Source organism: Mesorhizobium sp. M7A.T.Ca.US.000.02.2.1 (genome assembly GCF_003996995.1).
Taxonomy (GTDB): domain Bacteria; phylum Pseudomonadota; class Alphaproteobacteria; order Rhizobiales; family Rhizobiaceae; genus Mesorhizobium.
Genome location: NZ_RZTT01000060.1, coordinates 1 through 20,319, shown reverse-complemented (window position 1 = coordinate 20,319; position 20,319 = coordinate 1). Strand labels below are relative to the sequence as shown.

The 20,319-nt window shown below is 59.9% G+C and carries 30 protein-coding genes; 16 read left to right on the top strand and 14 right to left on the bottom strand.

Annotated features, from left to right (window positions below; translation table 11 throughout):
* Positions 1 to 202: 202 nt before the first annotated feature.
* Complete coding sequence (locus EOD15_RS08615; RefSeq protein WP_127268879.1) at positions 203 to 631, top strand: hypothetical protein; 429 nt, start codon at positions 203 to 205, stop codon at positions 629 to 631.
* 111 nt (positions 632 to 742) lie between these two features.
* Here the strand turns inward: EOD15_RS08615 and EOD15_RS08610 are convergent, their stop codons facing one another.
* The 4 genes from EOD15_RS08610 to EOD15_RS08595 form a co-directional block, all read right to left on the bottom strand.
* Positions 743 to 901: a hypothetical protein gene (locus EOD15_RS08610; protein ID WP_127268877.1), complete on the bottom strand. Its 159-nt coding sequence runs from the start codon at positions 899 to 901 to the stop codon at positions 743 to 745.
* An 84-nt stretch (positions 902 to 985) separates the two neighbouring features.
* Complete coding sequence (locus tag EOD15_RS08605) at positions 986 to 1,456, bottom strand: YbhB/YbcL family Raf kinase inhibitor-like protein (protein ID WP_127268875.1); 471 nt, start codon at positions 1,454 to 1,456, stop codon at positions 986 to 988.
* Between the two features lie 46 nt (positions 1,457 to 1,502).
* Complete coding sequence (locus EOD15_RS08600; protein ID WP_013531530.1) at positions 1,503 to 1,709, bottom strand: hypothetical protein; 207 nt, start codon at positions 1,707 to 1,709, stop codon at positions 1,503 to 1,505.
* Positions 1,710 to 1,810: 101 nt separating this feature from the next.
* Positions 1,811 to 3,802 (bottom strand): protein-L-isoaspartate(D-aspartate) O-methyltransferase, encoded by a 1,992-nt coding sequence (locus EOD15_RS08595; protein WP_127408419.1) that lies wholly within the window; start codon positions 3,800 to 3,802, stop codon positions 1,811 to 1,813.
* A 264-nt stretch (positions 3,803 to 4,066) separates the two neighbouring features.
* On the opposite strand from EOD15_RS08595, the gene EOD15_RS08590 reads away from it, so the two are divergent.
* From EOD15_RS08590 to EOD15_RS08575, 4 genes are all read left to right on the top strand, one after another.
* The gene (locus EOD15_RS08590; protein ID WP_127408418.1) at positions 4,067 to 6,478 is read left to right on the top strand and encodes a phosphoketolase family protein; all 2,412 of its coding nucleotides are present in this window, start codon (positions 4,067 to 4,069) and stop codon (positions 6,476 to 6,478) included.
* Positions 6,475 to 7,653, top strand: coding sequence for an acetate/propionate family kinase (locus EOD15_RS08585; RefSeq protein ID WP_127320532.1), 1,179 nt, complete (start codon positions 6,475 to 6,477; stop codon positions 7,651 to 7,653). Before EOD15_RS08590 ends, EOD15_RS08585 begins: the two co-directional genes overlap by 4 nt.
* A 10-nt stretch (positions 7,654 to 7,663) precedes the next feature.
* Positions 7,664 to 8,101 carry a hypothetical protein gene (locus EOD15_RS36625; protein WP_245463610.1) on the top strand — a complete coding sequence of 146 codons (438 nt, stop codon included), beginning with the start codon at positions 7,664 to 7,666 and terminating at the stop codon, positions 8,099 to 8,101.
* 88 nt (positions 8,102 to 8,189) lie between these two features.
* Positions 8,190 to 8,402: a hypothetical protein gene (locus EOD15_RS08575; RefSeq protein ID WP_164749045.1), complete on the top strand. Its 213-nt coding sequence runs from the start codon at positions 8,190 to 8,192 to the stop codon at positions 8,400 to 8,402.
* 63 nt (positions 8,403 to 8,465) lie between these two features.
* Here EOD15_RS08575 and EOD15_RS08570 read toward each other — a convergent pair whose 3' ends face one another.
* The 5 genes from EOD15_RS08570 to EOD15_RS08555 all read right to left on the bottom strand — a co-directional run bounded on the left by EOD15_RS08570 (position 8,466) and on the right by EOD15_RS08555 (position 9,879).
* Positions 8,466 to 8,630 carry a hypothetical protein gene (locus EOD15_RS08570; RefSeq protein ID WP_127320533.1) on the bottom strand — a complete coding sequence of 55 codons (165 nt, stop codon included), beginning with the start codon at positions 8,628 to 8,630 and terminating at the stop codon, positions 8,466 to 8,468.
* Between the two features lie 152 nt (positions 8,631 to 8,782).
* Positions 8,783 to 8,983, bottom strand: coding sequence for a KTSC domain-containing protein (locus tag EOD15_RS08565; RefSeq protein WP_127320534.1), 201 nt, complete (start codon positions 8,981 to 8,983; stop codon positions 8,783 to 8,785).
* A gap of 80 nt (positions 8,984 to 9,063) precedes the next feature.
* Entirely contained in the window at positions 9,064 to 9,225 is a 162-nt protein-coding gene (locus EOD15_RS36620) for a hypothetical protein (protein ID WP_245463609.1), read from the bottom strand.
* A 28-nt stretch (positions 9,226 to 9,253) separates the two neighbouring features.
* The gene (locus tag EOD15_RS36615; RefSeq protein WP_245463612.1) at positions 9,254 to 9,382 is read right to left on the bottom strand and encodes a GFA family protein; all 129 of its coding nucleotides are present in this window, start codon (positions 9,380 to 9,382) and stop codon (positions 9,254 to 9,256) included.
* Positions 9,383 to 9,579: 197 nt separating this feature from the next.
* Positions 9,580 to 9,879 carry a PRC-barrel domain-containing protein gene (locus tag EOD15_RS08555; RefSeq protein WP_013531539.1) on the bottom strand — a complete coding sequence of 100 codons (300 nt, stop codon included), beginning with the start codon at positions 9,877 to 9,879 and terminating at the stop codon, positions 9,580 to 9,582.
* A 566-nt stretch (positions 9,880 to 10,445) separates the two neighbouring features.
* Here EOD15_RS08555 and EOD15_RS08545 point away from each other — a divergent pair.
* Together EOD15_RS08545 and EOD15_RS08540 are read left to right on the top strand one after the other, a co-directional pair.
* Positions 10,446 to 11,195 carry a Crp/Fnr family transcriptional regulator gene (locus EOD15_RS08545; RefSeq protein WP_127320536.1) on the top strand — a complete coding sequence of 250 codons (750 nt, stop codon included), beginning with the start codon at positions 10,446 to 10,448 and terminating at the stop codon, positions 11,193 to 11,195.
* Between the two features lie 385 nt (positions 11,196 to 11,580).
* A complete protein-coding gene (locus EOD15_RS08540; RefSeq protein ID WP_127320537.1) occupies positions 11,581 to 12,186 on the top strand; it encodes an alpha-ketoglutarate-dependent dioxygenase AlkB in 606 nt (201 codons plus the stop codon).
* Here EOD15_RS08540 and EOD15_RS08535 read toward each other — a convergent pair.
* Positions 12,183 to 12,425, bottom strand: coding sequence for a hypothetical protein (locus tag EOD15_RS08535; RefSeq protein WP_185928984.1), 243 nt, complete (start codon positions 12,423 to 12,425; stop codon positions 12,183 to 12,185). The two genes, EOD15_RS08540 and EOD15_RS08535, sit on opposite strands and share 4 nt — an antisense overlap.
* 297 nt (positions 12,426 to 12,722) lie before the next feature.
* Here EOD15_RS08535 and EOD15_RS08530 point away from each other — a divergent pair, with 297 nt between their 5' ends.
* Positions 12,723 to 13,340, top strand: a complete 618-nt coding sequence (locus EOD15_RS08530; protein ID WP_127320538.1) for an NAD(P)H-dependent oxidoreductase — start codon at positions 12,723 to 12,725, stop codon at positions 13,338 to 13,340.
* 145 nt (positions 13,341 to 13,485) lie between these two features.
* Complete coding sequence (locus tag EOD15_RS08525; protein WP_013531546.1) at positions 13,486 to 13,650, top strand: DUF3309 family protein; 165 nt, start codon at positions 13,486 to 13,488, stop codon at positions 13,648 to 13,650.
* Between the two features lie 126 nt (positions 13,651 to 13,776).
* On the opposite strand, the gene EOD15_RS08520 is transcribed toward EOD15_RS08525, so the two are convergent.
* Positions 13,777 to 14,559: a DUF1236 domain-containing protein gene (locus EOD15_RS08520; RefSeq protein ID WP_127320539.1), complete on the bottom strand. Its 783-nt coding sequence runs from the start codon at positions 14,557 to 14,559 to the stop codon at positions 13,777 to 13,779.
* A gap of 195 nt (positions 14,560 to 14,754) precedes the next feature.
* Here EOD15_RS08520 and EOD15_RS08515 point away from each other — a divergent pair, with 195 nt between their 5' ends.
* Entirely contained in the window at positions 14,755 to 15,207 is a 453-nt protein-coding gene (locus EOD15_RS08515; protein WP_127380345.1) for a hypothetical protein, read from the top strand.
* Positions 15,208 to 15,549: 342 nt separating this feature from the next.
* Here EOD15_RS08515 and EOD15_RS08505 read toward each other — a convergent pair whose 3' ends face one another.
* Positions 15,550 to 15,807, bottom strand: a complete 258-nt coding sequence (locus EOD15_RS08505; RefSeq protein WP_127267547.1) for a hypothetical protein — start codon at positions 15,805 to 15,807, stop codon at positions 15,550 to 15,552.
* 303 nt (positions 15,808 to 16,110) lie between these two features.
* On the opposite strand from EOD15_RS08505, the gene EOD15_RS08500 reads away from it, so the two are divergent.
* The 4 genes from EOD15_RS08500 (at position 16,111) to EOD15_RS08485 (ending at position 17,986) form a co-directional block, all read left to right on the top strand.
* Complete coding sequence (locus EOD15_RS08500; RefSeq protein WP_127267550.1) at positions 16,111 to 16,305, top strand: DUF2934 domain-containing protein; 195 nt, start codon at positions 16,111 to 16,113, stop codon at positions 16,303 to 16,305.
* Positions 16,306 to 16,394: 89 nt separating this feature from the next.
* Positions 16,395 to 16,559, top strand: coding sequence for a hypothetical protein (locus EOD15_RS08495; protein WP_127322900.1), 165 nt, complete (start codon positions 16,395 to 16,397; stop codon positions 16,557 to 16,559).
* Positions 16,556 to 17,452: an alpha/beta hydrolase gene (locus tag EOD15_RS08490; protein WP_127322901.1), complete on the top strand. Its 897-nt coding sequence runs from the start codon at positions 16,556 to 16,558 to the stop codon at positions 17,450 to 17,452. Before EOD15_RS08495 ends, EOD15_RS08490 begins: the two co-directional genes overlap by 4 nt.
* Before the next feature lie 123 nt (positions 17,453 to 17,575).
* A complete protein-coding gene (locus tag EOD15_RS08485) occupies positions 17,576 to 17,986 on the top strand; it encodes a DUF427 domain-containing protein (RefSeq protein ID WP_127408417.1) in 411 nt (136 codons plus the stop codon).
* A gap of 30 nt (positions 17,987 to 18,016) precedes the next feature.
* Here the strand turns inward: EOD15_RS08485 and EOD15_RS08480 are convergent, their stop codons facing one another.
* Both EOD15_RS08480 and EOD15_RS08475 read right to left on the bottom strand, forming a co-directional pair.
* Complete coding sequence (locus tag EOD15_RS08480) at positions 18,017 to 18,448, bottom strand: HD domain-containing protein (protein WP_127323294.1); 432 nt, start codon at positions 18,446 to 18,448, stop codon at positions 18,017 to 18,019.
* 24 nt (positions 18,449 to 18,472) lie between these two features.
* Entirely contained in the window at positions 18,473 to 18,868 is a 396-nt protein-coding gene (locus EOD15_RS08475) for a GFA family protein (protein ID WP_127380382.1), read from the bottom strand.
* A 201-nt stretch (positions 18,869 to 19,069) separates the two neighbouring features.
* Between EOD15_RS08475 and EOD15_RS08470 the strand changes: the two genes are divergently transcribed.
* Positions 19,070 to 19,678, top strand: a complete 609-nt coding sequence (locus tag EOD15_RS08470) for a cysteine hydrolase (RefSeq protein ID WP_127267549.1) — start codon at positions 19,070 to 19,072, stop codon at positions 19,676 to 19,678.
* 100 nt (positions 19,679 to 19,778) lie between these two features.
* The coding region (locus EOD15_RS08465; protein WP_127408416.1) for a DUF763 domain-containing protein at positions 19,779 to 20,319 on the top strand (541 nt) is incomplete at its 3' end.

The window sequence follows — 20,319 nt, the reverse complement described above, 5'->3', positions numbered from 1 at the left end:
GGATGAACATGGATGCATCCCGTCGCGGATCAGTGGCTTGTCACAAGCAGCCCCCGTCGATGAACGCAGCCGGCGTGTTTATGATCCCGCCGGCCCAATCCGGTTGTGTCGAATTCTCCAGCCTGGCGCTCTTGTCGAAGCATTAACGCGCGGTAATTCCCTTGAAGGCGTGGGCGCTTCGCTGCCTCAACAGGAGCTGGCCATGAAACATCAAACACTCGACCAACTGCATGCCGTCGCCAAGATTGAATCGTCGGCTGCTTATTCCGCCATGACACGAAATCAGCGCATAGAGCGCTGGGCTGAACTGCTGGAGCGTAATCCCGAGCGATGCCTTGGGGCGTTTGCAGGCACCGAACATCTGCACCCTGAAGCACGTTCATTGATGCGGGGCGAGGGAACGGCAATTTCGGTCGCCTTCGAGGATCCAGTGCTGCGCGCATCGGGTTTAAAGGACGACACATACGGTGAGGCAAGGCGCTTTTTCGAGCTGAACGACTGGCAGCTGCACGACATCGTTTGCGATTGCCACGTCGGCTCAACCATGAAAGCGCGCTGGGCTGCGACGCGGGTCCGCTCAGCCATCAGCGGCAGGTTCTTTGCATGGTTGCGGCAAAGGATAATGCGCTGACCGTAGTTGGGGATCGTCGTCGCTTCGGTGCGGCATACGATCCCCTGTCTTGACGATTGGATGTCTTGCCGATTGGATGTCTTGCCAATCGGATTGTCTTGCCGACGCGGATCAACGCTTGTCCTGGTATAGCCGGTTGGTCGCCCGGTCGCTCTCCCGTTGTTCGGCGGGTCCACGCCGACGGCGTGCGATAACGGCATAGGCCATCAGCACGATCAGCAGCAACGGGCCGCCGGCAACGACGACCAACCACATGATATCTCCAAACATGGCGGCATCTCCTTTCCCAGACAACCGGCGAGGAGGAGAACCGTTCCGTGCAGCAGGCCACCTCGGTCGCCCCTGGTCATTAACTTACGAATTGCGTTCGTAGGTTCCGATGAGTTCAGCCTGCTCAAGCGAATGTTTCTGCGCCTCCCGCCAGATGCGCTCGATGCCCACGCTGGCTGGAATGGCAAGGCTCGGCGTGTCGAGCGCGGCCAGCCGGAAATGGTAATGGTGAACGCCATGTCCGACCGGCGGTTCAGGGCCGTCGTAATAGGCGTTGCCAAAATCATTCGTTGCTTGCCTGAGGGCGCCCGGACCCGGCTTGCCGCTTTCGGCCTCGGGAAGTTCCCTCGTGTCCGGGGAGATGTTGAACACCGCCCAATGACCAAACGTTCCGCTCGGCGCGTCAGGATCCTGAACGACGAGAACGAGGCTCTTTGCTTCGTCCGGCACTCCAGACCATTTCAGCGGCGGCGATACGTTTTTGCCGTCTCGTGTGTATCTTTCGGGAATTTGTCCGCCTTCGGCAAAGGCGGCACTGCTAAGGGCAAGTGGCATGGTTCACTCCTTCCGGCGAAGTTGATCGCAGCGACGCGCAGGGCAGCTATTTGTTGGTCCGCATTTTTTGTCTTGGATCGATCCCGCCAGCGGCGGTCGTGTCGTTTTCGACGTCACCTTCGACCGTGTTCTCGCCTTCAAGCTCGAACTCTTCGCCTTCCTTGATCGTTCCCTTGGAAGTCCCGATACCAGGATTGTTCGCCAAGTCGGCATCGCTCGGTTTCTTCCATTTCGGATGTTTGGTTCCGGTCATGAGAAAACTCCTTCGACGGGGATTGCAGTTTTGAAATCGCAGACCGGATAGTTCGTTCCGGTTCCACGCCTCAGCTTCTTCATTGGTTCGCCGCGCGCCGGCTAAAGCCCGAACGGGTAGGTGTCGGGAACGCCGGTTCTTGCATGCTCCGGGCCAAGTGGCGTCACTGCCGCGGTTTTGTCGAACCATAGGAACGCGTCGAACTGCCGGGGCAGGGAAGCGTCCGCATAGTGGCTGCCCAGCTCGGTTTCCGGCCGGTAGATCACCCCGATGAATCGCTCCAGCCTGCGTTTCAGCAGCCGCTCACGCAGCGTTGTGTCGAGCCCGAGGTCGAGCAGGAACCGCGACACAAGGGAATCGTGGCAAAGCCGTTCGTAGCTGTCGGCGTGCGACGCGCGAATTTGCTTCACCTCCATTTTGCCGTCCCAGTCGCTGGCGGCCGCTACAGTGCCGGAATGCGTGCCCATACCGATCAGCGCTGCCTCATCCCCGAAACGCTGCCGGCAGAGCTGGCCGATGTTCAGTTCGTCCCTGACGACGCCCATCTCGGTAAAGCGGGCATCGCCGATATGGGAATTGTGCGCCCACACCACGGCCTTGGCGTTGGGGCCGCCGGCATGCAGCAAATGTTCCAACGTTTCGAACATATGCGTGTCGCGCAGGTTCCAGGACTCCGCACCGCCATAGTACATGATCCGGTAGTAGTGTTCGGCGGACGCGATCAGCCGGGCATTCTGACTGGCGTCGAGAAAGTCGGTGCCGTCCCTTTTTGCATATTCGAGCTGTTTGGCGAGCAAGTCCCGGCATTGTTCCAGCACCGCTTTTTCGCATTTTTGATAGCCGGCGGTGAGCACCGCGCGGCCGTAGGTGGACGGTTCGTGTTGCCAGGGCGTCAGGCAGCCATAGCGTTCGCGCGCGATCTTGGCTGCCTGGGGATCGACCCGGTCGAGATAGTCGAGGACCGCGCCGATGGAACCGCTCATATTGTAGATGTCGAGGCCGTAGAACCCTGCTTGCGCCGAAGGCTCTAGCTTCTCGTTGTGACGGCGCATCCAGTCGGTGAAGGCCGCGACATCGGTGTTGCGCCACATCCAGGTCGGAAATCGCTGGAATGGCGCACCAGTGCCGGTTCGCGGCCGACGATGGCGAACATAGCGGTCGATCGCCGCCGCGTCGGGCCAGTCTGCCTCGACCGCGACGATGGTGAAGCCGTGGCGTTCGATGAGCCTGCGGGTGATCGCCGCGCGCGCCCTGTAGAATTCGGACGTGCCATGGCTTGCCTCGCCAAGCAGAACAATGCGCCGGTCGGCGAACCGATCGAACAATGCGCCGAAGGCCGGATCGTCGAAATCGGGCAGGGGTTCGGCCGCGGCCGCGATCATATCAGGCAGGCTGATCGGATGGGGATGTCGAAGCGGACGACCAACGTCGGTGGCCGTGCCGTTTTCCGACCAACCCTGCTCGCCGATCAGAGGGACGAAGCGCACGCCGCCGAAATCCTCCTCGCTATAGGTTGCGGCGCCTGTCCGGGTGACTTTGAGCAGACGTTGCAAATCCGGGTCGTCGCCGACCGGAATGACGAGCCTGCCGCCGACATCGAGTTGCTCCTGAAGGGCGAGCGGTGCGCCGGGACCACTGGCTGTCACCACGATGGCGTCGAACGGCGCCGCCTGCGGCCAGCCCTTGGTGCCATCGCCTGTCCGAACCTCGATGTTTTGGTAGCCGAGTTTTTCAAACCGCCGCTTCGCGGTTTCGGCCAAACCGGGATGACGCTCTATGGTGTAGACCTGTTCGACCAACCGGCTCATCACCGCGGCCGCGTACCCCGAGCCGGTGCCAATTTCGAGCACATGGTCACCCGGTTTGACATCCGCCATCTCGATCATAAACGCGACAATGTAGGGTTGAGATATGGTCTGGCCGTCGGCGATCGGCAGCGGGGTATCTTCGTAAGCAAATTCCTCGAAGCCGGGTTCGACGAAGGCCTCGCGTGGAACTTCGCGCATTGCCAGCAGAATCTCACGGTCATGGATGCCACGCCGGCCGACATGGATATTGACCATTCGATCACGGGCACGAGGAAGATCGAGCATCTTTTAGCTCCCTTTGGTGCAACGCTTCGAGGCTATCCTTCGCGGTACCTGCCTTGAGCCTGGCCTTCGCGATTCCAGTTTCTAACCGCCGGAGGACTTCAAGGTTCCCGCCTATTTGCGGACAGGGGCCGCAAGCCCGGCCGAGGTCGCGTCCGGTCTCTCGGCCGCGCGGGTCGCGACGCCGTCCCGGACGGCGTCAGTCAGGGGTTGCTCAAGCGCAAAGATGCCCCAGTTATCACCAGCGAACCGAAGCTGGAGATGTCGATGAACGACAAGGCTGCCGCGACGCCGCAGGCTATCGGCCACGAACGGATCGACCTCATGGACCGCTACTGGCGCGCCGCGAATTACATCTCGGTCGGCCAGATCTATCTGCTCGACAATCCGCTGTTGCGCGAACCGTTGAAGGCCGAACACGTCAAGCCGCGGCTGCTTGGCCATTGGGGCACGACGCCGGGGCTGAACTTTCTCTACGTGCATCTGAACCGCGTTATCCGCGAACGCGACCTCGATGTTCTGTTTATCTGCGGGCCGGGCCATGGCGGTCCCGCAATGGTCGCCAACACCTGGCTCGAGGGCACCTATAGCGAGATCTATCCCGATATCGGGCAGGGCGAAGACGGCCTCAGGAAACTGTTCCGGCAGTTTTCCTTCCCCGGCGGCGTGCCAAGCCATGCCGCGCCCGAGACGCCAGGCTCCATCCATGAGGGTGGTGAATTGGGATATGCGTTGGTTCACGCCTTTGGTGCGGCCTTCGACAACCCGGATCTGGTGGTTGCCTGTATCGTTGGTGACGGCGAAGCCGAGACCGGTCCGCTCGCGGCGGCATGGCATTCCAACAAGTTCCTGAACCCGATGTCGGACGGCGCAGTCCTGCCGATCCTGCATCTCAACGGCTACAAGATCGCCAATCCAACGATCCTCGGCCGCATGGACGATCAGGAGTTGCGAAATCTCTTCGCCGGCTATGGCTACGAACCGTTCTTCGTCGAAGGACACGAGCCGCTTGTCATGCACCAGTCGATGGCCGCGACGCTCGACATGGTGCTCGATCGCATCCGGTCCATTCAGGAACAGGCACGGGCTCCGGGATGGGATGGTCAACGCCCGCAATGGCCGATGATCGTGCTGCGCAGCCCCAAGGGATGGACAGGTCCCAAGGAGGTCGATGGCGAGAAGGTCGAGGGTTTCTGGCGCTCGCATCAAGTGCCGGTGTCGAACGCACGCGGAAATGAGGGCCACCGCAAGATCCTCGAAAACTGGATGCGAAGCTACGAACCGGGGGAGCTGTTCGATGAAAGCGGGCACCTGTTGCCAGAGCTCGCGGCACTTGCCCCAACAGGGACAAAGCGCATGGGCGCAAGCCCGTACGCGAATGGCGGACTGTTGAAACGCGATCTTGTGCTTCCCGACTGGAAAAGCCTGGCGCTGGAAGTTCCTCGTCCGGGAGGCGTCATCGCTGAAGCGACGCGGATTTGCGGAAGCTATCTTCGCGAGGTGTTCCGCCTCAATGCCGAGGCGCGGAATTTTCGCCTGATGGGGCCGGACGAGACGTCATCCAACCGCCTCGACGAGGTCTTCGAAGTTACCGATCGGCTCTGGATGCAGCGCATTGAACCCTACGACGTCCATCTTTCCCGTGACGGACGTGTCATGGAGGTACTCAGCGAGCACCTCTGCCAGGGCTGGCTTGAAGGCTATCTGCTCACCGGCCGCCACGGCCTGTTCTCATGCTATGAGGCCTTCATCCACATCGTCGATTCGATGGTCAACCAGCATGCCAAATGGCTGAAGACCTCCGGCGAGCTTGCCTGGCGCAAGCCGATCGCCTCGCTCAATTACCTTTTGACCTCGCATGTCTGGCGGCAGGATCACAATGGTTTCAGCCATCAGGATCCGGGCTTTGCCGATCTGGTCGCCAACAAGAAGGCTGATACGGTAAGGCTCTATTTTCCGCCGGATGCCAACACCCTGCTGTGGATCACCGATCATTGCCTGAGAACCTATAACCGCATCAATGTCATTACCGCAGGCAAGCAGCCGGCACCGCAATGGCTGTCCATTGAAGAAGCCGAAGCGCATTGCAAGGCGGGGGCGGGCATCTGGGAATGGGCCGGTACGGTTGCTCAGGGCGAGGAGCCCGATGTGGTCATGGCCTGCGCCGGCGACGTGCCCACCCTGGAAACGTTGGCCGCGACCGACATTCTGCGCTCTGCGATCCCCAACCTGAGAATCCGTGTCGTCAATGTTGTCGACCTGATGACGCTGCAGTCGAACACCGAGCATCCGCACGGGCTCGCCGATGGAGACTTCGATGCGTTGTTCACGAAGACACGGCCTGTAATCTTCGCCTATCACGGCTATCCCTATCTTATTCATCGCCTGACCTACCGTCGCGCCAACCATGACAACATGCATGTGCATGGCTTCCGCGAGGAGGGCACCACGACGACGCCGTTCGACATGGTGGTGCTCAACGAACTCGATCGCTACCACCTCGCGCTTGCCGCCATCGAACGTGTGCCGGGACTGGCCGAAAGGGCTGAAGGGCTTGCCGGCGAACTCCACGGCCGGTTGGTGAAGCACAGGGCTTATGTCCGCGAGCACGGCGAGGATATGCCCGAAATCCAGAAATGGAGCTGGCCCGACAAAGGCGCGGCAAAGGCGCGCCAATGATGCGCCAATCGATCCTGGCATTGAATGCCGGTTCGTCCAGCATCAAGTTCGCGCTTTACGATCTTGTCTCGTCGCAGGCTCTGCAACTCGTTTTACGCGGCACATTGGACCTGGGCGACACACCCATTCTCCGCGCAAAAGCGGCCGACGGAACGGTGCAGTGCGATCGGCAGCTCGCCATCGACAAGCCGCGTGACGCAGCCATAGGCGAGATGCTGAATTGGGTGCAGGGCGAAATTGGCGAAAGGAACCTGCTCTGCGCCGGCCATCGCATCGTGCATGGAGGAAGCGAGTTCATCGAACCTGTCCGTCTGACCCCAGACATCATCGACGCCGTCGACAGACTGACGCCGCTCGCTCCGCTGCATCAGCCTCGCAGTCTCGCGCCGGTCCGCGCGATAGCCGCCTTGCAACCGGACCTGCCACAGGTCGGTTGTTTCGACACCGCTTTCCACCAGACGATCGATCCGCTCGTGCGGCGCTTCGCCCTTCCGCGCCAATATGAAGGGCAAGGCTTGCGCCGCTACGGGTTTCACGGTCTCTCCTATGAATACATCGCCGGGCGGCTCAGCGGGATATCGCCAACTCTTGCGGCGAAACGCACCATCGTCGCCCATCTCGGCAATGGTGCCAGCCTTTGTGCTTTGCAGCAGGGCAAGAGCATCGATACGACGATGGGGTTTTCGGCCCTGGATGGCCTCGTCATGGGCACGCGGTGCGGCGCCATCGATCCCGGCGTGCTGTTGCACTTCCTGCTGGAAAGAGGCATCGCGGCTGAGGAGCTGCAGACGATGCTCTACGAGAAGTCGGGACTGCTCGGCGTATCCGGTATTTCGGGCGACATGAGGACGCTGGAAGGGAGCAACGATCCTCGCGCCCAAGAGGCGATGGCGCTTTTTGCCTTCCGCGCGGCGAGGGAAGCAGCAGCGCTTGCAAACACGATGGGTGGTCTTGAATGCCTCGTGTTCACCGCCGGCATCGGCGAACGGTCCGCGTCCATCCGCAAGGCCATATGCGAAAAATTGACCTGGCTTGGCGTGGTGCTTGAAGAACGCGCCAACGACATCCACGCCGAAATCATCAGTCGTCCCGAGAGCAAGGTGGAGGTGCGCGTGATTGCGACCGATGAGGAAAGTGTCGTTGCACGTCACAGCCGCAAGGTGATGCAAGCCTGAAGGCTCGCCATTGGCATCGGAAACCCGGCGTCGGTTCGGCTCGGTAAAAGCGCGGGCAAGGGCATTCCCTGTACGAAAATTACCAAGCAAGCGGTCGGGGGAACCAACTGCCCATGGAAATATTGTGCGAGCAATCTCGGCTAACCCCGAGACCGTCGGCACGATGATCACGCCGACAGCCATACTTCAGGCATTGGCTGAGGAATCCATGTTTACGGACGATGTTGCGGTGAGGCGCCTGAAAATCCTGGTCCAGCAATATGTCGAGACACGCAAGAAACGCCACGATGTGATCTCTACCGCCAAGGCCGGAACCGCAATTCGGGAGGTGATGCCAAGTTGCCCGCTTTCGGGAAAGGCCTTCGATGATCTGATTGCGGCCTGCGCCATCGAGCATGGCCTGACTGTGCTCTTCGACAATCCAGGTACATCAGGCACTGAAATCTGAGGCTGGCGCTTCCGATTCCATCATCGCAATGAGGAGTTCAGTCGGCATGTCCAGGTACTTTTTCGACCTTCGAGACGAGAGCGGAAGCTTGCAGGAGGATCCCGAGGGCCAGGAATTTTCTGATCTCGCGAGCGCCGAGGAAAACGCGATGGCGTCGGCGAAGGAAATCCTCGCCGAAGAGCTGCTGCATGGCAAGCCGCTGCGTACCGGATTGGCCTTCGAGATTTTTGACGAGAACCGCAACCTGGTGCTGCGCTTCCCCTTTGCGCTCGCGGCCGAAAAGGCCGGCGAACCCCCTTAATCCCGAATTGCCTGGCGGCCGATCCCCTGCAGGGGTCATGCAAGCCGGGCCTCAATGCGGATCCTATCCTTCCGCCTTGAAGTTTCTGGCTTCTTTCTCGACCTTGGGGCTGTCCTTGCCATGCTTTTTCATAAGCTCCTTGGCCTGCTTGGGTGAGACGTCGGTGGTCTCTGCCAAGCGCAGCGCCTTCTTGTCCTTGCTTTCGGTCTTCTGCTTCTTGGCCGTCATGGCTCTTGAACTCCCTTGAAGCCTGTTCCGATCGATCTTTGCCGGTCCCGAGCATATCCAGATGAATTGTCATTGCCTGGTTTGCTTCGACGAGACGTCAACGAGACGATGCGGGTCAGGTTCCGTGCATCGTCTGCTCATGTCCGAACTTGTCACGCCACGCGGCGATACCGATGGCGATCTCGGATGAATTCATTGAAGAAGCGGCCTTTTGAGGAAGCTTTGGTGAAAGCGGCATAAGTTACCGGAGCAACATCCTCATAGTCGTAACGTTTGCCGCTCGGAACAAACCAGACCGAGAGGATCCTGGTGGCGGGGTCGTATTGTGCGTTTCGGATCACGGTCGATGGCATGGTGGCACCCGACGGGTCTGCCCGAATAACCCGTTAGCGATCTTCAGGTTCCGCCGATGCCTTCGCGCCTTGCACGGCGACTACCGGTCGCGCGGGTTGCCCAACTTCGGGTCGCGCTTCCTCGAATATCGGTCGATGCGTGGCAGGCTGTCATCAAACTCGATGTACGGTAGCCTCAGATCCCAATAGGCATGGGCTTGCGGCTGAAAACCTTCAGGTTTGTCAAGAAAACCGACCGTCACGTAGAACTCGTCCGGCAGACCTTCGTCGCTATAGCCTATCGAGCTTCCACAGCCCCGGGCAGAACGTGCGGGTGACGCCTGGCGTTTTGGAAAAGGCCTTCGGTGTCCCTCTAAGAAGCTGAAATTGCTCAGGCCGGTAACCGATCCAGATTGTCATCGGACTTCCGATGGCCCGGCGGCAATCGTCGTCGTGATCGTAGCATATCCAGAAAGGCTCTCCGTCCATGGCTGCGGCGATCCCTCCGCAGAAGCAGGCTCCGGTCTCGCGCCGCATCGTCTGTCATCCTGTCGCGCCAAAGGGACGTTCGGAGAGCGGCCAAGCGGCCGCTCCCGTTCAAGGTGAAGTCCTCGAAATCATGCATCGTGATGCTCGGGCATGCTCTTGAGCTGATCCTTGGTCCAGTTCGTCACCGCGTGAACGTCGCCGTCTTCATCGCGCATGAATTCCAACTGGCTCGCGGGAACGGCCACCGGCTTGGCACCTATGCCGAGAAAGCCGCCGACATCGATGACGACCTGACTGGCAGCTCCAGAGCCGTGGACGTGCGAAACGCTGCCGACCTTGTTGTCGTCCGCGTCGTAAATGGTGGCGTCTTCGAGAATGTCTGGCGTCAGTTCGGTGCTTGTGAGGCGTACGTGGTTGGTGTGATCCATCGTTCGAGACTCCTGTTGGGTGGAATATTTGAACCTCTCAGCCGGGCAATCGTTCCGAAGAATTTCGGGGCGACGGACGGACGACGCAAGGACGCAAGAACCCTCAAATCAGCCTCGGCCCGAATTGACTCGCAAAGCTCTGTACGGAAGCGTACAAAAGGAAATCGTCAGCAGCACAATTGGGCGCTGACGCTTGGGAGTGACCATCGCTCTTGCCCGTCACGAGGCATGGCGTTGCATGGCAAAGGCGCCCGAGCGCCCCGGTCTGCCAGTAGTCGCGATAACCGCGCTTGCGCGGGATACAGGCGCCACTGAACAGCAGATACGTGATATCATATCGCTCCTCGGGTTCGATCGCGCCTCTATCCTGCGGGAGGCTCGTTTGCGGCGAAAGATGGTCAGCCAACAAGGCCTTCGAGTCTTCAGCAGTAACTGTCGGTTTCATACCAACGCGCCGGCTCGTCTAGTGCTGCGCGAGACGAAGTCTATGGTTCGTTACCGTCCGCTCGTTAGACGGGCGGCCGGCTAAGAGATCCCAGTGCTCTTGCCCAAGGGAAAAGAGTCTCGTGGATTACCAGACACTGCAAGCCAAGAGCGAATTGCTTCGCCGCATGAGCGCGGACGATTTCGCGCGGCTACGTCCGCATCTGGCGAGTGTTTTTCTTGAGTTGCGCGCGCCGCTGGAGACCGCGGGGCAGAAGATCGAAGCCGTCTATTTTCTGGAAAGCGGGCTGGCCTCGGTAGTGGCGAGGACTTCGCCTGCGACCGAAGCCGAAGTCGGAATCATCGGGTTCGAAGGAATGACCGGTTCGGCCCTGGTCATGGGGGACGACCAGGCCAACTTTGACTGTTACGTCCAGTCGACATGCGAGGCTCTCCGGATAGAGGCTGCCCCCTTCGTCGAAGCCCTGGAGGACAGCCCTACATTGCGGTCGTTCCTGTTGCGCTATGTCCAATATTTCCATGTTCAGACAAGCTATACGGCATCGATCAACGCGCGGCAGAGCCTGGAAGTTCGACTGGCAAGATGGCTTTTGATGTGCAGCGACCGCACTGTCGGCGACAGGCTTATGATAACCCATGAATTTCTGTCCATCATGCTTGGTGTGAGGCGTCCGGGGGTTACCGTGGGTCTCCAGATGATCGAGAGTTACGGCTATATCCGGGCGCGCCGCGGAGAGATCACGATCCGCGATCGAGATGGTCTCATAAAGTTGGCACGAGACTCTTACGGTCCACCCGAAACCCAGTACCGCCGGCTTATCGGAGATTTGGGCTCGAAGCATCCCGCGAGGCAGGAGCGGCCACTCGCTTGAGGGCCGAGGCCAACAGAGGCTTCTCCGCCACTGAACCGCCAAGAAGACATTTCGAGTGGCCGACGCGATGATGCCGGTGAGACACCGTTGCCCAAACCCGCGCCGGCCACCGCGGCATGTTTTGGGGATGCCGCGTTGCCAATCTAGTTGCTGACAATCAACTGGCAACGAAGGCTCGCGGTTTGGTAAGAACCGTACGTACATGCATGCAACCCCCTCGGTCGCATTCAAGGCATGCCCGCGAAATCCTGAGTAGAATACCGTCACCCCGATAATCTCCGGATTGGCAGGCTTTGTCCGATGCGGTGATGTCCACAGGGTGGGGTGCAGATGCTGGCTCGGTTCCGATATTGCCAGGCGGGCTGGCCTTCACCATCTAGCTGGGATGGCGGCACCCAAATCGAAAACACTCGGCTCCGGCTCATCCGGGCTCCAGCACGATCTCTTTGGTGCTGCCGACGACCTGCCGGAAGGCTTCCTCTACCAGCCTGATCTTATCACCGCGCAAGAAGAAACCGAACTCGCCCGGCATCTCGAAGGCCTGCCTTTCGAGGCGTTCGATTTCCATGGCCATCTGGCAAACCGGCGCGTCGTGGGTTTTGGCCTGCGCTACGACTACGATAGGCGCCAGGTAGTCGAGGCCCCGCCGATCCCTAACTTCCTGTTGGCCCTGCGCGACCAGATCGCGGCGTTGGCAGGCAAGCCCGCCGAGGCCTTCGCGCAAGTGTTGATCAATGAATACCGTCCCGGCGCCGGCATCGGCTGGCATCGAGACAAGCCTCATTTCGAAGACGTTGCGGGTGTTTCGTTGCTGGCGCCTTGCAGCTTCCGGCTCCGGCGGAAGAATGGCGCCAAGTGGGATCGCCGGACCATCGTCGTCGAACCAAGGTCGGCGTATCTCATGACTGGACGATCGCGCACGGAATGGGAGCACAGCATTCCGCCAGTTGACCTGCATCGATATTCGATCACCTTGCGGACATTGCGCTAACTCCGCAGGAGCATAAGAACCTTCTTTTCCGCCGACGGCGGAGTGCCACGCGATCCACCGATCTCCGGAAGATCGAAAGCCAGCGTAAAGTATCGCGTGCCGAGTTCATCGATCACACCATCATAGATTTTCCGGGAATGGGGCCAGCCGTGCAGAAGGATCAAGGCCGGTCGACCTGGATCGCCGGCCATGGATACAGCCAGCTGCATATCGCCTGCTTCGAGGGTCTGGACGAGCATCGTCTATCCATTCTCAGGAATTCAGGAGAAAACGACGAGCGGTCAAATAGGTTGCCCGCCCCGGTTTCCGCCGGCGTCGCTCACCGCCGCCTGTTCTCCAGCGGTGGTCAGTGCTCAAGAGCCAGCCCGCTCTGAGCCGGCTGGACCGTCATCAAGTGGGAGGAGGGGGCCACTCTCTCTGCTGGCCCGGCTACGGAACAAGCATTCAATCCTGGCGTTGAAATGCCGGGCGATCCCGCATGGGCTGTCGTGAAGAAGTCGGGGCGATTGCAATTAGGACAATGCAGGGAGATTCACATGCCGCTCACGGCCTTCGCACTTAATTGCTCGCTCAAAGCTTCGAACGACAGAGAAAAATCCTCCACCGATCGGTTGCTCGCCGATGTCCTGGCGGCGCTGATGCAATACGAGGTGAAGGGCGAGATCGTGCGTGCGCTCAGTCACGATATCAAGCCCGGCGTGCTCTCCGACATGGGCGAGGGCGACGATTGGCCGAAACTCAGAGAAAAAATACTGGGGGCCGACATTTTCGTACTCGGCCTCCCGATCTGGCTTGGTCAGCCCTCGAGTGTGGCCAAGCGCGTCCTGGAGCGGATGGATGCGTTTCTCGAGGAGACCGATGACAAAGGGCGCATGCCGGCAGCAGGAAAGGTGGCCTTGGTGGCCATCGTCGGCAATGAGGACGGTGCGCATCACTGCCACGCGGAATGCTTTCAGGCACTGAACGATGTTGGCTTCACCATCCCGGCCAATGGCGGGGTCTACTGGGTCGGCGAGGCCATGCAGGAGGTCAACTATGTCGATCTGCCGACGACTCCGGAAAAAGTCTCGGGTGCGATCGAAATGGCAGCATCAAACGCCGCCCATCTCGCTGGATTGCTGAAAGACCGGGGCTACTTGGGCGTCTCGGGGTGACCTTTGTTCGCCTGACATCCTTGAACCTGGCAGCGTCGATGCGGTCTCAGTCGGGAACAGGAAGGCTTGTAGCGAGTTCATAATCACATCAGCCGGCGACCGCCGCTCCGTCTAAGGCGCGAAGCCGCAAACAGGAGAGCAAGTCATGGGTCTCGGCACAATTCTTATCATCATTCTGATTATCGCATTGCTTGGCGGTTTTAGTGGGCTTGGCGGCGGGCCATTCTACGGCACCGGCTATTACGGCGGCGGCGGCCTCGGTCTTCTGCTGCTTATAGTCATTATCCTGGTCGTGCTCGGGCGTCTCTAGCCCTGGCGATGCGGTGGCAGGGTGTATCACCTGCCGCTTGCAGTCCCTTTTGCGGGTCGCTTTGAATCCATAGCAGCCCAGCAATGGCGGTCCGCCCTCTGGAGGGCGGACCACTGCTCGGACATATCAGGTCAAAATCAGGACGATCTTGAACGTATCCGGATCAACGATCACGATCCGGCCGTCCGCAAGCACGAAATACTCGTAGCTTTCGTAAGCGGGAACGATCTTGACGATACGAGCCGGCAAACGATGCAGCCTGACCTTTTGCCGCGGAACTTCGACGCCGACGGTGATGTCAAAATCGACGTTGGACACAGGCTCGACCTTCGTCTCCCGGATGATCTGAGTGAACTGGGTCTTCTGCTCCACCGTCACGTTGTTGATGGAACCGGTCGACGTCGTGTCCGGTGTCGAGGCCTTGCCCTGGGCCTGCTCGTCGGTTTGCGTCTTGGCCTTGTCCTGAGCCTGCTGGTCGGTGGTGGTGCCGGCCTTGCCTTGAGCCTGCTCGTCGGTTTGCGTCTTGGCCTTGTCCTGAGCCTGCTGGTCGGTGGTGGTGCCGGCCTTGCCCTGAGGCTGCTCGTCGGTTTGCATCTTGGCCTTGTCCTGAGCCTGCTGGTCGGCGGTGGTGCCGGCCTTGCCCTGAGCCTGCTCGTCAGTCTTCAGCTTGGTCTTGTCCTGGGCCTGCTGATCGGTTGTGCCGGCCTTGCCCTGAGCCTGCTTATCGGTCTTCAGCTTGGCCTTGCCCTGAGCCTGCTCGCCCATCTTGGAACCGCCCTGGCAGTCAGCCTGCCCGGAAGCGCAATTGGCGTCTGCGCCAGACTGGCTTTCGGGCTGTTGTGTCTGAGCCATCGCCGTTCCACAGCCGAGCCCGATCGCCAGCATGCTGGTAATGAGAACATGTTTCATGGGGAAATCTCCCTGGGTAAGGTTCGTCCCTTCAGGGCGTAGAACCAGCACCCAAAAAAAATGTTCCGAGATAGTTGAGTGAGGGCTAAAAAACGACCTCGCTTGAGATCATACGATCGCGGGCGAAAGCCGCCGCTAAAACGACCTTTTCAACTCTGCCGATTGCCCTAGCTCTCTCCTGAGAGGAGACCGGATATGGCAATTTATAGTCTGAGAGTGGTCAGCTTCATTTTCGTTGTATTGGCTTTCGTTCCGGCCGCCGCGCACTTCTTCACGATGTTCAACAAGATGAAGGTCGACGGGCCGAACTATCTGGCTGCGCAACGCGCCTATGATGGATGGAGCCTGTTCGCCATCGTAGTGCTGGGAGCATTGCTCTCTACGGCCGCCCTGGCGATCCTGCTCTACCGAGCGAGTGCATCTTTCGGCTTGGTTGTTGTCGCCTTTCTCAGCATCGGCGCCACGCAATTTGCCTTCTGGACGCTGACCTATCCAATCAATCAGGCGACCCGGAACTGGACTGTCCTGCCTGAAAACTGGGAGCTGCTGCGGCGCCAATGGGAGTATTCGCATGCCATCGCCGCCGGCCTCAACGCCTTGGCGTTGCTTATGCTTTTCCTATCGGCGCTTCGCGCTGCGGTGCGTTGAACGACCACGTCTTCACCAGCACGGCCGCCGAGCGGGCAGGAACCACCAATAAAGCGAAAACATTGACCCGCCAGATGTTTCCAGCGTGGCCCGAAAATGAAGTGGTACTATTTCGATCTTCAAAACGGTGACGGCGCGATACCCGATGATAACGGGCAGCTGTTCGAATCCCGGGAACAAGCCAGAGCGGAAGCAATTCGTATTTGCAGGATGTTGCCCAAGACGAAATGCCCGACTGCGATTTCGTCAAGGTAACCGTCAAAGTACGCGATGAGATCGGTGCGCAGATGTTTGAGGCATCGCTTGTCCTGACCTCCGGATGGAGCGTGTGATGCCGCGGTGCTAGCGGCTATACCGCACCGGGATTTGCACGACATTCTCCGATCCAGGCAGATCGAAGGCCATGGCCAGCTGACGTACGGAGGCCATCTCCACGATCAGTTCCTCGATCGAAAGATCCGGCAGGCCGGTCTTCACCCTCTGCCTCACCCTGGCCGCAAGTTCATGGACCCGCACCGGGACGAAAAGCGGGCTGTCGTCCAGCAGCTTGCTGATTTCGATGACCACATCGGCGTCGATGTCTTTCGGCAATTCCCGCATGGGCGTCACCTCCAATCGAAGCAACAGCCCGCCATATTGGTGCGGCGGGCGATCAGGCATTGAGCGCCGGGCAGTGGGATCGGAGAGGGACGTGCTCGGCGCTGGCCGATAGCCTAATTCATAAAGCTGCGGGCATCGGTGTGTCACGAAAAAATATCAGTACGAAAATTACCAAGCGGTTTCGTCTCACGCAATCCACAAGCGCCTTCCCCGAAATCGCGGCTCCGGCAGCGGCTGTTCCCGACAGAGGAGGAACAAAAAATATGGCCCGGAATTGAGACTGACGAATTGGAGGATCTGGCCATGGACAGCAGGGAAGAAAAGATCAAACGGCGAGCCCATGAAATCTGGGAACAAGAGGGCCGGCCAGCTGGCCGCGAGCAGGAGCACTGGGACCAGGCCGTGCAGGAGATCGAGGCTGAGGGTTCGGAGACTGAACGTGGCCCGGTTTTGCCTGATCCGACAGTTGCAGCCGATTCCAATAGCTTGAAGCGTTGATCGTCAGATGCCGTGGCGTCTTGAGAGGACGATCAGGCAACCAAATTGGTGGAACCTCGTTTGCCGGACAGCAACCAGAGGAGGTTTCGATGAAGAGGTTCTTTTCACTCCTGGCCCTGGCCGCTGGCCTTACGCTCGGCGCCTGCGACAACAATATCGAGCCGATGAAAGCCAACACCGGCACCATCAACAAGAACCCACAGGTTGACCATGCCGCCAGGCCAGAGCCAGCTATTGCGCCTCAGAGCCAATGAACTCCGTCTCACATTGCGACACACCTCTGCTGCGCGTCGCCTATCTCGATGGTGGACCGCAGGACGGCGCCCCGGTTATCCTGCTGCATGGCTGGCCCGACGACGCGACGACATACGCTCGGATTTCGCCGGTCCTTCATGAAGCTGGCTTCCGGACCTTTTCGCCTTGGTTGCGAGGCTTCGGGCCGACATCGTTCCTGTCAAAAGAAATCATGCGCTCGGGCGAGATTGCCGCGATGGCGCAGGATGTGCTGGATTTTGCCGATGCGCTTGGCCTCAGCCGCTTTGCAGTCGTCGGACACGATTGGGGCGCCCGGATATCCTATCTGCTCGCGTCGGTTTTCCCGGACCGCATCAAGTGCTGTGCTGCGCTGTCGCTCGGCTGGCAACCAGGCAAACCAGCAACGCCGGCGCCCGGACAAGCGAAAGCATTTTGGTATCAATGGTTCATGGCGACGGCACGGGGCGCCGAGTTCGTACGAAACAACGGCAAGGAATTCGCCAGATACCAGTGGGACAGCTGGGGTCCATCAGGCTGGTTCGACGACGCTATTTTCGATGGTGTCGCGAGTTCGTTCGAAAATCCTGACTGGGCGGAAGTGACGTTGCATTCCTATCGGGTCCGATGGGAAGAGGCCGAGCCCGATCCACGCTATGCCGAACTCGCCCGCCGGCAAGCAGCGGTCAAGATCATCACGGTGCCGATCCTGACGCTTCATGGTGGCGCCGACCGCGTTGTGTTTGCCCAGTCCTCAGAGGGGCTCGAAGAGCATTTCACCGCGTTCTACAGGCGCGTGGTGCTGGATGGCATCGGACACTTCCCGACGCGTGAGGCTTCTGATCAGGTTTCGCGATTGTTGGCTGCGTTTCTCGACAGCCATGGCAAGCGCTGAAGTGAGGTCGTCATCCGACCTCATAATACAGGCCGGAACCTGACGCATCGCCGCGCATTTCGTCTCCATGCATGACGAACCAAATGCGGCCTCGCAATCAATCGGCAGCCAGGGAGAATTTGAATGCAAGCTTCAGACGCAATCTCAGCACACCATGCTGGCCAGCTGGCCATAGAACCGTTTGTCGGCACGGTGACGGTACGATTTTCCGACGCCATAGTCGCTGCTACGGAACGGGCGAAAGTGCTTCAGGAAGAAGGACATGAGCCCGTGTTCTACGTCCCTTTCGAAGACATCTATTTCGACCTTTTCGAAAAGACGAACACCACCAGCCGCTCCCCTTCGAAAGGCACCGCGAGCTACTGGCGCGTCCATGCGGTGGGCAGCTCGGCTGACGATTTCATGTGGGCATACGAGACGCCTGAAACCGCGGCGCGGCCCATTGCACGTCATGGTGCATTCGATCCGGAAAAGGCGCGCATCGATGCTGAGCCCGCGGAGGACAGACGGCACACGCCCCACGTCCCGGAGTAGATTGCCCGTTCGCAGCGGGGCGATCTGAATTCAAGGCTGGTGCTGACGGCGCGGAAACTCGTCATAAAGGATGCGTAGTGCCTCCTCATATTTGATAGTCGATGCCCCGACCTGTCGGGCCTGCCAGATATTGTCCGCCAGATCCGCGCGCTTCACCGGCAGCGCCAGTGGATTCGATGCCGCTCGTCGCACGAACGCGAAGTAGTCCTCGCCATCCCTGCGCGACATGGCGTCGACGGCCGAAGCGATCGTCGGGCCAAAACCGGCCTCGTCCAACCTGGTCCGGTTCCAGCCTTCGCCCTTTTCCACGACGTCATGGAGATAGGCGACGACCTTCTGGTCCCTGGTTTCGACCGCGTCGACGACCCGGCGGCAGTGCTCGATATACGGTCGCCCGGTCTTGTCGCGCTGTGCTGCGTGGACCTCTTCGGCAATCTTGGCCGCCCGGTAAAAGATGCTCATCTGGCTTGCCCTTCAGACATGGTTTTACCATCGCTCCTCGGTATCGTGGTGCGGCAGGTCTATTCCGCAGCAAACCCAGCCAAGTCGCTGCCTCGATCCATAATTGTAGCGCGGCTCCAGGCGAGCCGGATCGTCGAACGTTCCGACATGCAGCGCGATCTCTCCGGGCGATGCGTCATAGGCAAGGCTGAGCGGCGATCCGCAGGCGGAGCAGAAGCCCCTCCGGGCAATCGGTGAAGATCTGCGATAGGTCGGCGTCGCATTGGTCCAGGTCACGCTTTGGGAAGGCACCCAGGCCAGAACCGCGAACGCACTGCCGGTCGTTCGCCGGCACATATCACAATGGCAATAATGCACTCTCGGTTCGCTTCCAACGCGGAAGCGAATCGTGCCGCAGAGACATCCTCCGCTCAGTTCCATTTTGGCGCCCCGGCTGACTTGCGGCTCCAACGTCCATCGCGCGGTCTCATGCGAGCACCTCCATTCATCTCAGCGGAAACGCCAGCCATTTGCGTCGGTTCCTGTGGCTATCTCAGGAACCAGTGCTTGCGCGCGGCGTTGCGTGTCTTTGCCGACAAAGGGAGGAAACAGGGAAATGCATCGTCGGTCGGAGAAGCGCTGATGTCGATGCCGGGGCTGGCATACGGACCTCTCGGCGATCGATGCATGCATGTCTGCGTGGATATGCAGCGGCTGTTTGCCGAGCCGTCTCAATGGGCAACGCCCTGGATCACCCGGGTTCTCCCGCAGATCGAGAGGCTGGTCGAAAGACGCGCGCCACAGACGGTCTTTACACGCTTCCTGCCAGCCGAAAAGCCGGGGCAGGGCGTCGGCACATGGAAGCGCTATTATGAGCGCTGGGCTTCCCTGACGATCGAGACGATCGGGCCCGAAATGACCGAACTGTTGCCGTCTTTAGCCGGCTACTGCCCGCCAGCGGCGATCATCGACAAGCACATCTACTCGCCCTGGTTCGAAGGGCGCCTCAGAGCCCTTCTGGTGGAGCGCGGCATCGATACGTTGGTCATTACCGGTGGCGAAACAGATGTTTGCGTTCTCGCCACCGTGCTCGGGGCCATCGATTTCGGCTATCGCGTGGTTCTCGTCACGGACGCGCTGTGCAGTTCTTCCGACGCAACCCATGATGCACTGCTGACCGTTTACCACCAACGTTTCGCGCAGCAGGTCGAGACGGTTGAGATGGAAACGGTTCTCTCGAACTGGACTTGACGTCCGCTAACCCGGCCCGAGTGGAAGTGTCCATGCTTCCTTGCGCGGTTGGGCTGCCTATCTGTTAAGAGAATGACGGACACCAGAACAGGTAGCAGACGTGACGCAACGATCGGGAAGTGCTGATCTTCCACTCCATGGCGGGCGCGTGCCGAAATGGCTCGGCGACCGCATGACGCGTCTTGGCGCTGTGATGTGCGAGGCGATCATTCATCACTATGGTCGAGACGAGCTGCTGCGGCGGCTGGCGCATCCATTCTGGTTCCAGTCCTTTGGTGCTGTCATGGGCATGGATTGGCACTCGTCGGGGATCACGACCAGCGTCGTGGGCGCTTTGAAGCGTGGCCTCACGCCGCTCTCCGGCGAGCTCGGCATTCATGTCTGCGGTGGTCGCGGCGCGCATTCGCGCAAAACCCCGCATGAGCTGGAGGCCATCGGCCAACGCGTCGGCTTCGACGGAACGGGCCTTGCCACCGTCAGCCGGCTTGTCGCCAAGGTCGACAGCGCCGCTGTCCAGGACGGTTTCGATCTTTACCTGCATGGTTTCATCGTCACCGATGACGGTCGCTGGGTCGTGGTGCAGCAAGGCATGAACGGTGACAGCAAGGTGGCGCGCCGCTACCATTGGCTCTCCGAGGGCC

Bases quoted from the DNA above. Each gene is read 5' to 3' on its own strand.
- EOD15_RS08615 (WP_127268879.1), top strand. From the start codon at position 203: ATGAAACATCAAACACTCGACCAACTGCATGCCGTCGCCAAGATTGAA.
- EOD15_RS08610 (WP_127268877.1), bottom strand. From the start codon at position 901: ATGTTTGGAGATATCATGTGGTTGGTCGTCGTTGCCGGCGGCCCGTTG.
- EOD15_RS08605 (WP_127268875.1), bottom strand. From the start codon at position 1,456: ATGCCACTTGCCCTTAGCAGTGCCGCCTTTGCCGAAGGCGGACAAATT.
- EOD15_RS08600 (WP_013531530.1), bottom strand. From the start codon at position 1,709: ATGACCGGAACCAAACATCCGAAATGGAAGAAACCGAGCGATGCCGAC.
- EOD15_RS08595 (WP_127408419.1), bottom strand. From the start codon at position 3,802: ATGCTCGATCTTCCTCGTGCCCGTGATCGAATGGTCAATATCCATGTC.
- EOD15_RS08590 (WP_127408418.1), top strand. From the start codon at position 4,067: ATGAACGACAAGGCTGCCGCGACGCCGCAGGCTATCGGCCACGAACGG.
- EOD15_RS08585 (WP_127320532.1), top strand. From the start codon at position 6,475: ATGATGCGCCAATCGATCCTGGCATTGAATGCCGGTTCGTCCAGCATC.
- EOD15_RS08570 (WP_127320533.1), bottom strand. From the start codon at position 8,630: ATGACGGCCAAGAAGCAGAAGACCGAAAGCAAGGACAAGAAGGCGCTG.
- EOD15_RS08565 (WP_127320534.1), bottom strand. From the start codon at position 8,983: ATGCCATCGACCGTGATCCGAAACGCACAATACGACCCCGCCACCAGG.
- EOD15_RS36615 (WP_245463612.1), bottom strand. From the start codon at position 9,382: ATGACAATCTGGATCGGTTACCGGCCTGAGCAATTTCAGCTTCTTAGA.
- EOD15_RS08555 (WP_013531539.1), bottom strand. From the start codon at position 9,879: ATGGATCACACCAACCACGTACGCCTCACAAGCACCGAACTGACGCCA.
- EOD15_RS08540 (WP_127320537.1), top strand. From the start codon at position 11,581: ATGGCGGCACCCAAATCGAAAACACTCGGCTCCGGCTCATCCGGGCTC.
- EOD15_RS08535 (WP_185928984.1), bottom strand. From the start codon at position 12,425: ATGCTCGTCCAGACCCTCGAAGCAGGCGATATGCAGCTGGCTGTATCC.
- EOD15_RS08530 (WP_127320538.1), top strand. From the start codon at position 12,723: ATGCCGCTCACGGCCTTCGCACTTAATTGCTCGCTCAAAGCTTCGAAC.
- EOD15_RS08525 (WP_013531546.1), top strand. From the start codon at position 13,486: ATGGGTCTCGGCACAATTCTTATCATCATTCTGATTATCGCATTGCTT.
- EOD15_RS08520 (WP_127320539.1), bottom strand. From the start codon at position 14,559: ATGAAACATGTTCTCATTACCAGCATGCTGGCGATCGGGCTCGGCTGT.
- EOD15_RS08515 (WP_127380345.1), top strand. From the start codon at position 14,755: ATGGCAATTTATAGTCTGAGAGTGGTCAGCTTCATTTTCGTTGTATTG.
- EOD15_RS08505 (WP_127267547.1), bottom strand. From the start codon at position 15,807: ATGCGGGAATTGCCGAAAGACATCGACGCCGATGTGGTCATCGAAATC.
- EOD15_RS08500 (WP_127267550.1), top strand. From the start codon at position 16,111: ATGGACAGCAGGGAAGAAAAGATCAAACGGCGAGCCCATGAAATCTGG.
- EOD15_RS08495 (WP_127322900.1), top strand. From the start codon at position 16,395: ATGAAGAGGTTCTTTTCACTCCTGGCCCTGGCCGCTGGCCTTACGCTC.
- EOD15_RS08490 (WP_127322901.1), top strand. From the start codon at position 16,556: ATGAACTCCGTCTCACATTGCGACACACCTCTGCTGCGCGTCGCCTAT.
- EOD15_RS08485 (WP_127408417.1), top strand. From the start codon at position 17,576: ATGCAAGCTTCAGACGCAATCTCAGCACACCATGCTGGCCAGCTGGCC.
- EOD15_RS08480 (WP_127323294.1), bottom strand. From the start codon at position 18,448: ATGAGCATCTTTTACCGGGCGGCCAAGATTGCCGAAGAGGTCCACGCA.
- EOD15_RS08475 (WP_127380382.1), bottom strand. From the start codon at position 18,868: ATGGAACTGAGCGGAGGATGTCTCTGCGGCACGATTCGCTTCCGCGTT.
- EOD15_RS08470 (WP_127267549.1), top strand. From the start codon at position 19,070: ATGTCGATGCCGGGGCTGGCATACGGACCTCTCGGCGATCGATGCATG.